The 13,777-nt window shown below is 72.3% G+C and carries 13 protein-coding genes; 8 read left to right on the forward strand and 5 right to left on the reverse strand.

Going from position 1 to position 13,777, the window contains the following annotated elements; all coding sequences use genetic code 11:
* Positions 1-108: 108 nt before the first annotated feature.
* The 4 genes from ACIRPK_RS30700 (at position 109) to mscL (ending at position 2,778) form a co-directional block, all read left to right on the forward strand.
* A complete protein-coding gene (locus tag ACIRPK_RS30700; RefSeq protein ID WP_403044432.1) occupies positions 109-1,407 on the forward strand; it encodes an MFS transporter in 1,299 nt (432 codons plus the stop codon).
* An 80-nt stretch (positions 1,408-1,487) separates the two neighbouring features.
* Positions 1,488-1,784, forward strand: coding sequence for an FmdB family zinc ribbon protein (locus ACIRPK_RS30705; RefSeq protein WP_403044435.1), 297 nt, complete (start codon positions 1,488-1,490; stop codon positions 1,782-1,784).
* Between the two features lie 206 nt (positions 1,785-1,990).
* Entirely contained in the window at positions 1,991-2,290 is a 300-nt protein-coding gene (locus ACIRPK_RS30710) for a hypothetical protein (protein WP_403044438.1), read from the forward strand.
* A gap of 71 nt (positions 2,291-2,361) precedes the next feature.
* Complete coding sequence (gene mscL, locus ACIRPK_RS30715; RefSeq protein ID WP_403044441.1) at positions 2,362-2,778, forward strand: large conductance mechanosensitive channel protein MscL; 417 nt, start codon at positions 2,362-2,364, stop codon at positions 2,776-2,778.
* Positions 2,779-2,829: 51 nt separating this feature from the next.
* Here the strand turns inward: mscL and ACIRPK_RS30720 are convergent, their stop codons facing one another.
* Entirely contained in the window at positions 2,830-3,036 is a 207-nt protein-coding gene (locus ACIRPK_RS30720) for a hypothetical protein (RefSeq protein ID WP_403044444.1), read from the reverse strand.
* A 111-nt stretch (positions 3,037-3,147) separates the two neighbouring features.
* On the reverse strand, positions 3,148-4,119 hold the full coding sequence (locus ACIRPK_RS30725) for a sigma-70 family RNA polymerase sigma factor (RefSeq protein ID WP_403044446.1): 972 nt from the start codon (positions 4,117-4,119) through the stop codon (positions 3,148-3,150).
* Between the two features lie 346 nt (positions 4,120-4,465).
* On the opposite strand from ACIRPK_RS30725, the gene ACIRPK_RS30730 reads away from it, so the two are divergent.
* The 4 genes from ACIRPK_RS30730 to ACIRPK_RS30745 all read left to right on the forward strand — a co-directional run bounded on the left by ACIRPK_RS30730 (position 4,466) and on the right by ACIRPK_RS30745 (position 10,711).
* Positions 4,466-5,323, forward strand: coding sequence for a phosphatase PAP2 family protein (locus tag ACIRPK_RS30730; protein ID WP_403044449.1), 858 nt, complete (start codon positions 4,466-4,468; stop codon positions 5,321-5,323).
* 304 nt (positions 5,324-5,627) lie between these two features.
* On the forward strand, positions 5,628-7,580 hold the full coding sequence (gene murJ, locus ACIRPK_RS30735) for a murein biosynthesis integral membrane protein MurJ (protein ID WP_403044451.1): 1,953 nt from the start codon (positions 5,628-5,630) through the stop codon (positions 7,578-7,580).
* Positions 7,581-7,790: 210 nt separating this feature from the next.
* Entirely contained in the window at positions 7,791-9,686 is a 1,896-nt protein-coding gene (locus ACIRPK_RS30740) for an N-acetylmuramoyl-L-alanine amidase (RefSeq protein WP_403044454.1), read from the forward strand.
* An 827-nt stretch (positions 9,687-10,513) separates the two neighbouring features.
* Positions 10,514-10,711: a hypothetical protein gene (locus ACIRPK_RS30745; protein WP_403044457.1), complete on the forward strand. Its 198-nt coding sequence runs from the start codon at positions 10,514-10,516 to the stop codon at positions 10,709-10,711.
* Positions 10,712-10,894: 183 nt separating this feature from the next.
* Here the strand turns inward: ACIRPK_RS30745 and ACIRPK_RS30750 are convergent.
* The 3 genes from ACIRPK_RS30750 to ACIRPK_RS30760 form a co-directional block, all read right to left on the reverse strand.
* Positions 10,895-11,688 (reverse strand): IS5 family transposase gene (locus tag ACIRPK_RS30750; protein ID WP_403044478.1). Its coding sequence is split into 2 segments (ribosomal slippage): positions 10,895-11,349 and positions 11,349-11,688, totalling 795 coding nucleotides; the frame shifts between segments, so codons are not numbered across the junction.
* A 240-nt stretch (positions 11,689-11,928) separates the two neighbouring features.
* A complete protein-coding gene (locus ACIRPK_RS30755) occupies positions 11,929-12,342 on the reverse strand; it encodes an SsgA family sporulation/cell division regulator (RefSeq protein ID WP_403044460.1) in 414 nt (137 codons plus the stop codon).
* A gap of 358 nt (positions 12,343-12,700) precedes the next feature.
* Entirely contained in the window at positions 12,701-13,210 is a 510-nt protein-coding gene (locus ACIRPK_RS30760) for an HhH-GPD-type base excision DNA repair protein (RefSeq protein ID WP_403044462.1), read from the reverse strand.
* Positions 13,211-13,777 lie beyond the last annotated feature (567 nt).

The following is a 13,777-nucleotide window of genomic DNA, read 5'->3' on the forward strand; positions in this document are numbered from 1 at the left end:
CCAGCCGGACCCGGTATCACCCCGGTCGACGCGCGAGAGGACGACTCTCGGCGCCGTCGGGGTCTCCCAACCCCTTCCGCGCTACCAGGCAGCAGAAGGAAACCCACCGTGACGGCCCGCCGAACGGTCGACAACCCCACCCGCGTCGGGTACGGAGCACTGCTCCGCACCCCCGGTGCCTGGACCTTCCTGGCACCCGCCTTCGCGGCCCGGCTCCCCTACGCGATGCTCAGTCTGGGCATCGTGCTGCTGGTGCTGGACACCCATGGCTCCTACGGCACGGCCGGTCTGGTCGCGGCGGTCTCCGCCGTCGCCCAGGCCCTGATCGGCCCGCAGACCGGCCGGCTGGCCGACCGCTACGGGCAGTCCGCCGTGCTGCTGCCGAGCATCGTCGTGCACGCGCTCTCGGTCGGCGCCCTGATCGCGCTGGCCGTCGGCCAGGCACCGGTCTGGGCGCTGTTCCTGGCCGCCGCGCCCGCCGGGGCGAGCGTGCCGCAGATCGGCGCGATGGTCCGGGCCCGCTGGGTCTCCCGGCTCTCCGACTCCCCGGCCACGCTGAACACGGCCTTCGCCTTCGAGTCGGTCACCGACGAGTTCACCTTCGTGATCGGCCCGGTGCTGGCCGGCACCGTCGCGACCACCCTCAACCCCTCGGTCGGCCTGATCGCCGAGGCCGCCCTCACCGTGGCCGGCGGTCTGGCCTTCGCGGCCCAGCGCTCCACCGCACCCGCCCGGCACCCCGGCACCGCCGGGGTCAAGCGCGCCTCGGCCCTCGCCTCCCCCGGCGTCCGGCTGCTGGCGGGCTCCTTCCTCGGCGTCGGCACCATCTTCGGGGCCATGCAGGTCTCGATCACCGCCTTCGCCCGGAGCACCGGCCAGGAGGGGATGAACGGCATCGTCTACGGCGTCTTCGCCGGCGGCTCGATGCTGGCCGGCGCGCTGTACGGGCTGATCGCCTGGCGGCACTCCGCCCGGCAGCGGATGCTCGGCTGCTACGCCCTGCTGGTGCTCGGCTGCTCCACCCTGTGGGCGATGCCCAACCTGACCGCGCTGGCGGTCGCCGCGCTGTTCTGCGGCCTGGCCATCGCCCCGACCCTGATCACCGGCTACACCCTGGTCGAGACCCTGGTCGCGGACGGTGCCAAGACCGAGGCCTTCACCTGGCTCACCGGCGCCATCGGCCTGGGCCTGGCGACCGGCTCCACGGTGGCCGGCGTGCTGATCGACCGGCACGGCGCCTCCGGCGGGTTCCTGGTGCCGGTGGTGGGCTCCGGGCTCGGCCTGGTCGCCCTGCTGACACTGCGTCGGCTGCTGGTCCCGCCGAGCACCCCGAGCCGTACCGTGGCCCGGGGCGGGACGCTCGGCAGCGGGCAGGCGTCCGTTCTCACACCTGCGGCGCTGGACTGATTACCCGGAATGCCGCATCATTGAGGATCGTTAGCACTCATCAGGCGAGAGTGCCAGGGGGAAGTGCAGGAGGAAGACAAGTGCCCACGTACCAGTACCAGTGCACCGAGTGCGGGACCGGCCTGGAGGCGGTGCAGAAGTTCAGCGACGACGCGCTGACCACGTGCCCGGAGTGCCAGGGACGGCTTCGCAAGGTCTTCTCCGCGGTGGGTGTGGTCTTCAAGGGCTCCGGCTTCTACCGCACCGACAGCCGCTCGTCGTCGAGCAGCTCGGTGAGCTCCTCGACCTCGTCGACGTCCTCGGCCCCGGCCGCCTCGACGCCTGCTCCGGCGGCCTCGACCAGCTCGTCGTCGTCCGCCCCGGCGTCGACCGGCTGACCACAGCTGTTCCGGATGGCCCGGCCCCGCACCTCGGTGCGGGGCCGGGCCATCCGGCTTTTCCACAGCCCTGTGGGTGACCCGCGTCGTCCACAGCCCCCGGTTGTCCACAGGGTTGCGCCCGGTCGCACCACCGGGCGCGGCCGGCCCGCACGCTGATCCCGCGTCGTTCCCCGACGACGCGCCCCGATCGGAGGCGGTGCCCCATGACCCCCCTGCACACCCTGCACGCCCGCGCCACGGTGCCCCGGGCGGCCTCGTCGGTCCCGCCCCGCCAGGTGGTCCCGGTCTTCCCACCGATCCGCCGCGGTGCCGGTGGCCGGCACCGGCTCCAGCGGGCCGTCCGGCACCGCCCGGGCCTGCTCGCCACCAGTCTGCTCGCCGCGGCCACCGCCCTCGCCGCGGGCCCGCTCCGGCCCGGCTCGGCACCCCCGGCCTCGTCCCCCACGGTGACCACCGAGGCCGCCGTCGCGCCTCGCTGCCCCGGCACGGCTCCGCCCTCGTAGTCGACGAGGCGTCAACTCCGCGCGGGGAAGTTCACCCGTGACCGATCGGGCCCGGCATCGTTCAGCGCGGCATGAAGGGCTTCAAGGAATTCCTGCTCCGCGGCAATGTCATCGATCTCGCCGTCGCCGTCGTCATCGGCGCGGCCTTCACCAGCGTCATCAACGCCTTCGTCGACGGAGTCATCAACCCGCTGGTCGGGGTGTTCGGCACCAAGGACCTGGCCGCCTACTCGTCCTGTCTGAAGGGCCCCTGCGCGGTGGACGCCGCCGGGAAGGTCACCTCCGGCATCTTCATCCTGTGGGGCTCGGTGCTCAGCGCCGTGCTCAGCTTCGTGATCACCGCTGCGGTGGTGTACTTCATCCTGATCGTCCCGACCAAGCGCCTGATGGCCAAGTACAAGACCCCGGCCGACGCGGCCGCCGAGGCGGAGGCCAAGGAGGTCCAGCTGCTCACCGAGATCCGCGACGCCCTGGTCCGCCAGCGCTGACCCGCTCCCGCTGACCCACCCCCGCCGGCCCCGCACCCGGCCGCCGTCCCGCTACCCCCCGTGGTGCGGCGGCCGCTGACTCCGGTACCAGTCGATCCCGCGCCCCGCGCTCTCCCCCGCACCGCCCCAGCCCTGGTCGGTGTCGTCACTGGTCTGCCGGTCGAAGGGGTCGTCGAAGACCAGCTTCGGCTTCGGCCTCGGCCCGGCATCCTGCCCCGGCTGCTCCGGCTCCCGCTGCTCGGGCTGCTGCTCCGGCACCGCACCCACTCCCTCTCACATCCGCGACCGATCCCCTCCAGCCTAGGCCGCCACGGCGACGGACCTGGTCGGGGCCGAAGCCCCGACCAGGTCCGTCGGTGTCGAGCCGGCTCAGGCGGCTTCGAAGCCCGCGTGGTCGGCGATCTTCTTGAGCTCCGCCAGCGCGTGCTTCTCGATCTGCCGGATCCGCTCCCTGGTCAGCCCGTGCTGCTTGCCCACCTCGGTGAGTGTGCGCTCACGGCCGTCCTCCATCCCGTACCTGGACCGGATGATCGAGGCGGTGCGGTCGTCCAGCCGGCCGATCAGGTCGTCCAGCTCCTCCCGGCGGAGCATGACCATCACGGCGTCCTCCGGCGAGACGGCGCCGGTGTCCTCGACCAGGTCACCGAACTGGGTCTCGCCCTGGTCGTCCACCGCCATGTTCAGACTGACCGGGTCGCGGGCCCAGTCGAGCACGTCCTTGACGCGCTGCTCCGTGGTGTCCAGCTCGGCGGCCACCTCGGCCGGGTCGGGCTCGCGGCCCAGCTCCTTCGCCTTTTCGCGCTGCACCCGCCGGATCCGGCCGAGCTCCTCCACCAGGTGGACGGGGAGCCGGATGGTACGGGACTGGTCGGCTATCGACCGGGTGATCGCCTGCCGGATCCACCAGGTCGCGTAGGTGGAGAACTTGAACCCCTTCGCGTAGTCGAACTTCTCGACCGCCCGGACCAGACCGGCGTTGCCCTCCTGGATCAGGTCGAGCAGCGGGAGACCGCTGCGCGGGTAACGCCGGGCCACCGCCACCACCAGCCGGAGGTTCGACCTGATGAAGACGTCCTTGGCGCGCTCGGCGTCCTCGGCTATCGCCTCCAGCTCCTCCCGCTTCGCGCCCTTGGGCAGCGTGCCCTGGTCCAACAGGTGCTGGGCGTAGACCCCGGCCTCGATCCGCAGCGAGAGCTCGACCTCCTCGGCGGCGTCGAGCAGCGGCGTCCTGGCGATCTCGTCGAGGTACATACCGACGAGGTCGCGGTCGGCCTCAAGGTTGTTCGGGCGGGCCGCGCGAGTCCGGTCGGCCCTGTCGCGAACGACGGCACGAGTGGCCATGCTTGCTCCCTTGCTGCTGGTGCCGGTCTTCGGATCTCGCCCCGCCAGGTGTCAGCCGGGGCAAAGGGGTGCGGGCCTCCCGGAGGCTCACACGTAACGATCCAACGCACAGAATTCGGACAAGATTCCCAACTCACCCAGTTTCTTCTCCGGATGCAGTATCCTGCGACTTTTCACCCGCGATCATGAACGCTCGGTGAGCCGCCGGCGACCCGGAGTGGCCGGTCGGCGCCCCGCGCTCCGTCAACGAACAACGACGGGCATCCGCAGCTTCTCCCCACAAAAGATGCCAAATCGCGATCGGTCCGGGGCCGGATCCACCGCTCGCCCTGGGAAGGTGTCTGCCATGTACCCGCCCATCGACGGCATCCACGCCGCTCCCGGGTCGGCCTCCGCCGCCGCCCGCCGACGGCAGCGCCTGCTGGTCTGCTCGGCCCTGGTGCTCGGTTCCGCCGTGCTGCTCGGCGGCCTGGCGGCCCTGGTGGCGTCGCACTGGAGCCCGCTGGCCCGGTTCGACCGGCGGGCGGTGGACCTGCTGCACGGCTACGCGGTCCGGCACACCATCTGGACGGCGGCCATGCAGACCCTCGGCGACATCGGCAGCACCGTCACCATGCGGGCACTGCTGGGGCTGGCCGCGCTCTGGCTCTGGGCGATCGGCGCCCGCACCCTCGGCGGCTGGGCCGGGGCCCTGATACTCACCGGCTGGCTGGCGGGTCAGCTCGGCAAGGAGGGGATGGGCCGGGACCGCCCGCACTTCGCCGCCCAGGCCACCCAGGCCGACGGGCACTCGTTCCCGTCCGGCCACGCCCTCGCCTCCGCCGTCAGCTGCGCCGCGCTGGTGATCCTGGTCTGGCCCCGGGCCAACCGGGCCGGCCGGGCGGTGGCCTGCACCGTCGCCGGGCTCGCCGTGCTCGCGGTCGGCTGGACCAGGGTCGCGCTCGGCGCGGACTGGCCGAGCGACGTGCCGGCCGGCTGGCTGACCGCCGCCCTGGTGGTCGGCGCCGTCACGCTGGCCGTCGAACTCTGGCGCCCGGGCGCCCTGTCACAGGACGTCCGCCGGGTGGACTGGCGGACCAGGCCGCGGATCCAGCGCGTCCTGGCCGTCGGCCCGATCACGGCGCCGGACCTCGAACAGACCACCGGCCCCGACCGTGCCGACGACCCGCTCACGGCGCCCACCCGCCGAGCTGACGGTCAGTGAGAAGCGTCACATCCCGGTTCGGCCGACACTCCGGAAGGGAAGGGGCAGGGGCCCCTCAACCGATTCACTCCCCCGCCACACCGGAGAAATCGGGATCAACCACCCGGTTCACGGCAGACCGGGACGGGCGGCCACACACCTCCCGCCAGGCCGGGAGACGTCCGGCACACGGCACGGATCTCCCCACCGAGTGCCGTGGTGAGGCAGACTGCTGCCGCCGGGTGTGCCTGCACCCGACCGGGCCGGGCAGTCGCAACACCGCAACCGCACGTCCACTGCCCAGGCACCGAGCGATGGGGGGCGAATGAACACGCACGCGACCGACGGGCCCGCCGGCCCGTACGGCGACCCGCCCACCATGTCGCTGCGGCCGATAGCCGACGACCAGCCGGCCCCCGGCGGGCAGCCCACCGTCCAGCTCGGCCACCAGGTGCCCACCCCCCGGCTGCCGTACCCCCCGGTCCCGCCGCCACCGGCCGCACCCCCCGCCACCGCGCCCGTGGAGGCCGCCAAGCCGGCCTCCACCGCCCGCAACGGCATGATCATGGCGCTCGGCTCGCTGACCTCCCGGGCCCTCGGCTTCGTCCGGGCCGGCGTGATCACCGCCGCACTCGGCACCCGCGCCATCGCCGACGGCTACGCGGTGGCCACCATGCTGCCGAACACGATCTTCATCATGCTGATCGGCGGCGTGCTCAACTCCGTCTTCGTCCCCGAGCTGGTGCGCGCCGCGCAACAGCACGCGGACCGTGGCGTCGCCTACACCAACCGGCTGCTGACGGTCTGTGGCGTCGCCCTGGTCTCGATCACCGCGGTGGCGTTCTTCTGCGCCCCGCTGATCGTGGACAGCTACATCTCCTACGGCCCCGGCGACGCCGTCCAGCGCGACCTGACCATCGCGCTGGCCAGGTACTGCCTGCCGGCCATCCTGTTCTACGGCTTCTTCGGCCTGCTCGGCCAGGTGCTCAACTCGCGGGACAGGTTCGGCGCGATGATGTGGGCCCCGGTGCTCAACAACGTCGTGGTGATCGCGGTCTTCAGCCTCTACCTGGCGATCTGCGTGCACGCCACCGACGCCAAGGACGTCTCGGCCGGCGCGACCATGCTGATCGGGCTCGGCAGCGCCTTCGGCATCCTGGTCCAGGCGCTGGCCCTGGTGCCCTCGCTGCGGGCCTCCGGCTTCCGGTACCGCCCGCGCTTCGACTGGCGCGGCTCCGGCCTGACCACCCCGCTGCGGGCGGCGGGCTGGGCGCTGCTGCTGGTGGTGGTCACCCAGGTCGCCTTCCTGCTGATCACCAACCTGGCCACCGGCGCGGGCGCCCTGGCGAAGCAGGAGGGCCTGGAGCAGGGTCTGGGCTACGTTCCCTACAACAACGCCTACCTGCTCTTCATCGTCCCGCAGGGCATCATCACCGTCTCACTGGTCACCGCGATCCTGCCGAGCATGTCCCGGTCGGTCACGGCCGGCCGGTTCGAGGACGTCGGCCGGGAGCTGGCGCAGACCCTGCGGAGCTCGGCCGGGATGATCGTCCCCGCCTCGGCGATCTTCCTCTCGCTGGCCGGCCCGATCGCCTCGCTGGCGTACGGGCACGGGAACGTGTCGTTCGCGGACATCGACGTGGTCACCCAGATCCTGATGGCCTTCTCGCTCGGCCTGCCCGCGTTCTGCGCCCAGTACGCGCTGGCCCGCGGCTTCTACGCGATGAGCGACGCCAGGACCCCGTTCTGGCTCACCACGATCACCTCCGGCAGCAACGTGCTGCTGTCCTGGGTCGCCTACCTGGTGCTGCCGAGCCGCTGGATCATCGTCGGGATGGCGGGCGCCCACACCATCGCCGTCCTGATCAGCGCGGCCATCACCGGGCGCGCGCTCGGCCGCCGGCTGCGCCGGGAGGCGGCCGCCGTCGCTGCCCCGCTGCCCGCCGACGCCACCCTGGAGCTCGGCGCCGGGCGCCGGGCCCGGATCCGCAGCGGCCTGGACGGCGGGCGGCTGATCACCCTCCACCTGGCGCTGGCACTGGCCTGCGCCCCGGGCGCGCTGGCCGCGTACTGGCTGACCGGCCGGCTCGGCACCGCGCTGGGCGGCGGCGTACCGGCCTCGCTGGCGGCGATGGTGGCCGGTCCGCTCGCGGTGCTGGTCTCGGTGCTGCTGCTGGCCCGTCCGCTCGGTGCGGGTGCGGCGGTCGCCCCGCTGGCCCGCAAGCTGCGCATCCCCTACCCGGAGCCGGCCGTCGGCGGCGGCAAGCACCGGCGCTGACCGGAGCCGACGCCCCGTCAGCTCCCGGCGGCGGCCCGGCTTGTGACAGACCCGTGACACGTTCCGCCCCGACGGCCGGTCGTGGACGGCCGGTCGGGTGTTAGCGTCGGCCCAGCCTTCCGTGCGCGGGCAGCGACGGCCGGGATACCGGAAGGTCCGACACGCGCCGGCCCGATTGCCGGATCGGCCCCGGAAGGTCCGCTGACTCCGTTGACCCCTGCACCTCGGCACGACCGGACGCCGGCCGGCCGTCCGAGCGGTCCCGGCCGGTCCCGCCCGTCCCGCTTCGTCGCCGCCGTGGTCGCGGCGAGCACCGGGCTGGCGCTGTGCTCGATCGCCGCCTCGGCCGCCCCGGAGCCGCCCGGCTCGCCCGCCCGGCAGCGCCAGTTCGCCGCCGCTGCCGCCGAGTTCGACGTGCCGCCGGGCGTGCTGCTGGCGGTCGCCTACCAGCAGACCCGCTGGGAGTCGCACGACGGCGAACCGAGCACCACCGGCGACTACAACGTGATGGGTCTGACCCAGGCCGACCCCTCGGGTTCGAACGCCGAACCGCCCGGCGCCGGTTCGGCCCCGGGGACTTTGGCGGAGGCGGCCGCGCTGCTCGGGCGCCCGGCCGCGCAGTTGCGCACCGATCCGCGGCAGAGCATCCGGGGCGGCGCCGCACTGCTCGCCAAGTACCAGCGGGAGAGCGGCGGTTCGCTCGGCAGCGGTCCGACTGGCTGGTACAACGCGGTGGTCCGGTTCAGCCAGGCCGCACCCGCCGCCGGCGGCAACGTCTTCGCCGACCGGGTCTTCGAGACCGTCCGCAGGGGCGCGGCCAGGACCACGGCGGACGGCCAGACCGTCCGGCTGGCCGCCGACGCCGGGCCCACCGCCGACCACCCGGCGCCGTCCCGTCCCGGCACCTCCGAGGACCTGGCCTGCCCCGCGACCCTGAACTGCCGGGCAGCCTGGGCCGACGGCGCCAACTACGCGGCCACCGACCGCCCGGGCGACGGCCAGCGGATCGAGTACATCGTCGTCCACGACACCGAGGCGTCGTACGACGACACCATCGCGTCCTTCCGGGACCCGGCCACCGGGGCCAGCGCGCACTACCTGGTCGGCGCCCACAACGGCAGGGTCGCCCAGCTGGTCGGCGCCGGGAACACCGCCTGGCACACCGGCAACCGGACCTTCAACATGCACAGCATCGGTGTGGAGCACGAGGGTTGGGCACTCGGCCGGAACGGCGACCGGCCGACCTGGTACTCCGAGCAGCTCTACCGCTCCTCGGCCGAGCTGACCAGGTACCTGGCCGCGAAGTACGGCATCCCGCTGGACCGTCAGCACGTCATCGGGCACGACGAGATCCCCAAACCGGTCGACTCGGCGCCCCCGATGCACTGGGACCCGGGCACGTTCTGGGACTGGTCGCACTACATGGACCTGCTCGGCGCACCGATCCGCGCCGGCACCGGCGGCTCGCCCTCGGTCGGCGGCAAGGTGGTCATCGCCCCGCCGTTCGACGCCCGCAACCAGCCACCGGTGGCCGAAGTGGGCCCGCGTCCGGAGAACTTCGTCCAGCTGCGCACCTCCCCCGACGCCGACGCCCCGCTGATCAACGGCGGCACCACCGCCGCCTCGGACGTCCGCGCCAAGGCGGTGGCCGGCAGCAGCTACGTGGTGGCCGACCTGCGGGGCGACTGGACAGCGATCTGGTACGACGGCGTGCTGGGCTGGTTCCCCAACCCGGACGGCCGGAACGCCGCCGCCGACCCCCGGCCCGGCCCCGTGGCCGCACCGCGCCCGGGCGTCGCGAGCATCCCGCTGTACGGTCGGGCCTTCCCGGAGCCGGCGGCCTACGCCGGGCACCCTGGGGTCCGGTACGACGCCGCCACGCACGCTCCCGTCCCGCTGAACCTGACCGTCCCGGCCGGGCAGCGGTACACCCTGCTCAGCGAGACCCCGGTCCGGGGCGACACCTTCTACGACGTCGACGGCGTACGGGCCGTGGTGACCGGCGAGGACACCTACTACCCGGTCCGCTACGGCCACCGCCTCGGCTTCCTGAAGTCCACCGACGTCGAGTTGACCGCCGCCGCCGACGCTCAGCCGGCGGGCTGACCGACTCCGGTCGCCGGGTCACCGGCCCGGTGCATCCAGCCCGCCGGTCCAGCGTCGCCAGGGCGGCCGACGCCGCTCCGAAGACCACCGCCAGGAGCAGCCGGAGCAGCACGGGGTCAGGCAGCTGCCATCCCCCGTCCGGGCACGGGCTGGGCCCGGACCGACCGCGCCGTCCGCCCCGGGGACGGCCGAGGGCCCCGAACGCGGTGGTCCGGGGCCCTCGGCCAGGTGTGCCCCATGCAGGATTCGAACCTGCGACACCAGCTTTAGGAGTTTTCCCCGGCCAAGCCGCTGACCTGCAACGATACGGCGCCATGCTCGCTGAGCTGCGAAAATCACTCTCCGTGGATCTCGTCGCCGCCCATCAATTCTCATCCTCATGCGGGCGAAATCCGGGCCGCACGGCCAGCTTCCCGACCTTCGCTAACTCCCTGAGGAGCCGTCCAGTTCAGCCTATCGGTTGGCGTGCGGGCAGCCTCAATGAGCAGCCTTGCGCCAGGGCTATGCAGGATGCGCACATGTCGGACAGGTCGCTTGATATCCTGGACGGCCAGCCACAGGTGGCGACCCTGTGCAACGTCACCGTGATCAGGAAGGATGGGCGGTGCGGTTCGTCTGCCGGAACTTTGGACTGTCGGATCTGCCGCGGCGTGGTCTCACTCCGCAGGAAGCCCCCTTAGCGGTGCTGCTCCTCGACATCGAGGCGCAACTCTCCATCTGGGAGCAAGGTCGGGTGGTGTGGTCCGAGGAAATGTTTCCCGTGGCCGAGCTTGCGTACCACCTGGCGCTCTGGCTTCAGAGTCCGGCTGCTGGCCACGAGGAATTCGATGCAGGCAGATCCGGGGCTTATCCGCACCGTGCAATCCGGTGACGGCTGGCGAGTCGGTTCCATCTTCACGCCGGATTTCTGGACCTCACCCGTCACCTGGGAAGTTCTCGTGACAGAGATCAAGCGGTTCGACCGCTCCGTACGCGAGGGCGTTGCCGCGATGGGCATCGGGCCGGCCTTCATCCCAGAGCCCTGACGGTTGTTCGGGCGACGGGGTGGGATGACCATGAAGTGCCAGATGTACAGTCACCGTCGGCACCAGGCGCTGGCCGGGTCTCGGGCGGCGACGGGCTTGGGCAAGTCGCTGACTGCCGTGCGTCGCCGAGCTGCTCCGGTGAGGTCCGTGACCATCTCGCCGCTCTGGCGGTAAGAAGTCATCTCATTTGGTGATTCTGCGATGGCAGATGAGGGTGGCGGCGATGGTGGCGAACGCTGCGAAGTGGGTGCCCTTGCGCTCGTAGCGGCGGTGGAGTCGGCGGAAGCCGCCGGGCCAGGCGACGGTTCGCTCGATCACCCATCGGTGTCGGCCGAGGCGGGCCGAGGAGTCGACGCCTCGGCGGGCGATGCGGTGCGTGATCTGCCGTCGTAGCAGGTAGGAGCGGATGAAGCGGTGGTCGTAGGCTTTGTCGCCGTGCAGCTTGCCGGGCCGGCGGCGACGCGGCCCGCGGCGTGAGCGGATCGGTGGGATCGCCTCGACGAGCGGGATCAGGGCCTGGCTGTCGTGCAGGTTGACGCCGGAGACCGCGAGCGAAATGGGCAGACCGGTACGTTCGGTGAGCAAGTGGATCTTCGACCCGAACTTGCCCCGATCGACAGGATTCGGACCCGTCAGATCCCGCTTTTTGCAGCACGCATGTTCACCGAGTCGACCGCGCACCGCGACCAGTCCAGCTCGCCCCGCGCGCCGAGTTCGTCCAGGACCAGCCGGTAGAGCTTCGCCCAGACACGGGCCGCGGTCCACTCCGCGAACCGGCGGTGGGCGGTTGGCCCGGACGGGCCGAAGCAGGGCGGAAGTTGGGCCCAGGTGCAGCCCGATGTGGCGACGAACACGATCGCGGCCAGCACCTCCCGGTCCCCGTGGCGCCGTCGGCCGCCGCCCTGCGGCCGGGTCGGCACCACCGGCACCACCCGCTGGAACAACTCCCACAACTCATCCGGCACCAGGCGCTCCACGATCGTCACGCGAGCAGCCTACAAATCCAAATGAGATGACTTCCAAGTCCTAGGCGGCCGCGACGACGTCGGGCAGTACCCGGTAGTGCGCGTCGTGGCCTGCGGTGGTGGTGGATCAGGCGGGCAGGCCGTGCCCGGTGAGCCCGGCGTAGTGGTGGGCGGTGTCCTGGCGGGAGTCGGTGGCGCATGCGGCCAGGAACCGGCTCCGTTCGGTAGCCGGAGTTCGGCAGTGTGAGCCGCTCAGGGGTGTGGTGTGAGGAGTCCGGTGATGACCCTCTCCCAGTCGATCAGCAGGTCTTCGCTTCCTGGTGGGACGGCTCGGTGGCTGGCGGTGAGGAAGGTGCGGATGCCGCGGGTCTCGATGGTCACCACGGCGCACCCGGTGGGTGAGCGCAGCTCCACCGCCGTCTGTCCCGGGCCGTGCGGCCGTACCCGTACGTCGCCGTGCCCGGCATCGGCGACCAGGCCTTCGGCCAGCAGTTGGCGGGCGAACACCCACACGACCGGGGTTTCGCCGAGCGTGCAGCGGGCCCCGAACAGCAGCCGCACCGCGTAGGGGTCGGTGGTCAGGTACTCCAGGTGGGCCTCGACCTCGGGCGGATCGGGCACCATGAGCGAGGCGGACAGCATCTGGACGACGGGTGGGTGGTTCACGGGCACACTTTCGTGACGGGGGAGAGCAATCCCGGCTGGTGACGGGGTCGCACCCTTCTACAGCACGGCGCCGGGCCCGCGGCCCCCCTACCTGCGGGTAGTTGACGAAGCGTTACTGCAATCGGCCGTCGGTGCCGCGGTCCCGCCCGGGCGGCTGCGGCCCGCCCGGCGGGCTCCGCGCGCCCGGGGGCAGGAGCCTGTCACGCGGATGTGTGAACGGCGAGAACTGGGCGAGGCGGGTGAACCGGGACCTGGTCGTGCGGCGCGTGGGGGCGCGGAGCCCGCCGGGGGGCCTCCACCCCCTCGGCTCGCCCCGTTACTACCGGCCGGCGCGTTCGGGTTCACGATCCGCAGCCGGTCATGACCCGTGATCGGAACGCGCGAGCCACCCCTCGCCGTAGATTCCGGCGGCCTCCCGCCAGCCCTCGGGCCTCACGCCGTAGTGCATGCCGAGCAGGGCAACGTAGAGCTGCGACTTCTGCTCGCCGAACCCGGGAAGGGTGGCCAGGCGACGGAGCAGTTGCGCACCGGTGCGGGCGCCCTCCCACAGTTTGGTGGCGTCGCCGTCGTGGCGTGCCACCAGGGCCGTGCACAGCAGTTGCACGCGCCGGGCCATCCAGGCCGGGGAGCGGTGCAGGGCGGGCTGGGCCTTGAACAGCGCGGTGAACTGGTACGGGTCGTACGCGGCGATCTCCCCCGCGTCCAGGTCGCCCCGGCCGAGCCGGCGGGCGAGCTTCAGCGGGGCGGTGAACGCGGACTCGGTGGGCACGTGCTCGTCCAGAAGTACGCCGATGAGAGCGGCCAGCGGGCTGCGCCCGAGCAGCTCGTCGGCCGCAGGCTGGTGCGCGAGCGGGACGATGACCTTCAACGATTCCTCCTCGGAGCCGGTGGGCAGGACGGCGACAAGTGTGGCGGAGACCGACGGCCGCAGCGGCGGTCGACACGCCACCAGGCCGGGCCGGCCAGGTCCGCGTCCAGCGCGGCGCGGTGACGTCCGGGGCACGGGGGCTCGCAGCGGTCGGCACCGAGCCGATCGCGCCGAGCGCCTTCCGGGAGGCCGCCCTGTGGACAAGTCGGCCTGGTTACCGTTGCTCGGCGGGCGGACGCGAGCGTGACCCGCTTCAGCTACGCGGGTGAGTCCTTCACCGTCAGGACCGCAGACCATCGCCACCGCTTCGAAATCCTCCGGATCTCCTACCCCGCCCGGCATGCCTGGGCAGCTCTCCTGGACGGCCCGCCTGTCCGCAAGGTGGCGGTGGGCGGGTGAGGGCCGCCGACCGGGTGATCGCGTGGTGGTTTCGGAGAAGTCGGCGCTGCTTCTTCCGGTCGTGATCGTTTGTCAGTCCGGAGAATTTTCCGCGCTGATTTCGTGAAGGAGGAACGTTGAAGCGAACGCGACGATTCGCGTCGTGGATGGGGACGGGAACCACGGTTG

It is taken from the genome of Kitasatospora sp. NPDC101801, assembly GCF_044766665.1.
GTDB lineage: Bacteria > Actinomycetota > Actinomycetes > Streptomycetales > Streptomycetaceae > Kitasatospora.

Bases quoted from the DNA above. Each gene is read 5' to 3' on its own strand.
- ACIRPK_RS30710 (WP_403044438.1), top strand. From the start codon at position 1,991: ATGACCCCCCTGCACACCCTGCACGCCCGCGCCACGGTGCCCCGGGCG.
- ACIRPK_RS30745 (WP_403044457.1), top strand. From the start codon at position 10,514: ATGCAGGCAGATCCGGGGCTTATCCGCACCGTGCAATCCGGTGACGGC.
- ACIRPK_RS30730 (WP_403044449.1), top strand. From the start codon at position 4,466: ATGTACCCGCCCATCGACGGCATCCACGCCGCTCCCGGGTCGGCCTCC.
- ACIRPK_RS30725 (WP_403044446.1), bottom strand. From the start codon at position 4,119: ATGGCCACTCGTGCCGTCGTTCGCGACAGGGCCGACCGGACTCGCGCG.
- mscL (WP_403044441.1), top strand. From the start codon at position 2,362: ATGAAGGGCTTCAAGGAATTCCTGCTCCGCGGCAATGTCATCGATCTC.
- murJ (WP_403044451.1), top strand. From the start codon at position 5,628: ATGAACACGCACGCGACCGACGGGCCCGCCGGCCCGTACGGCGACCCG.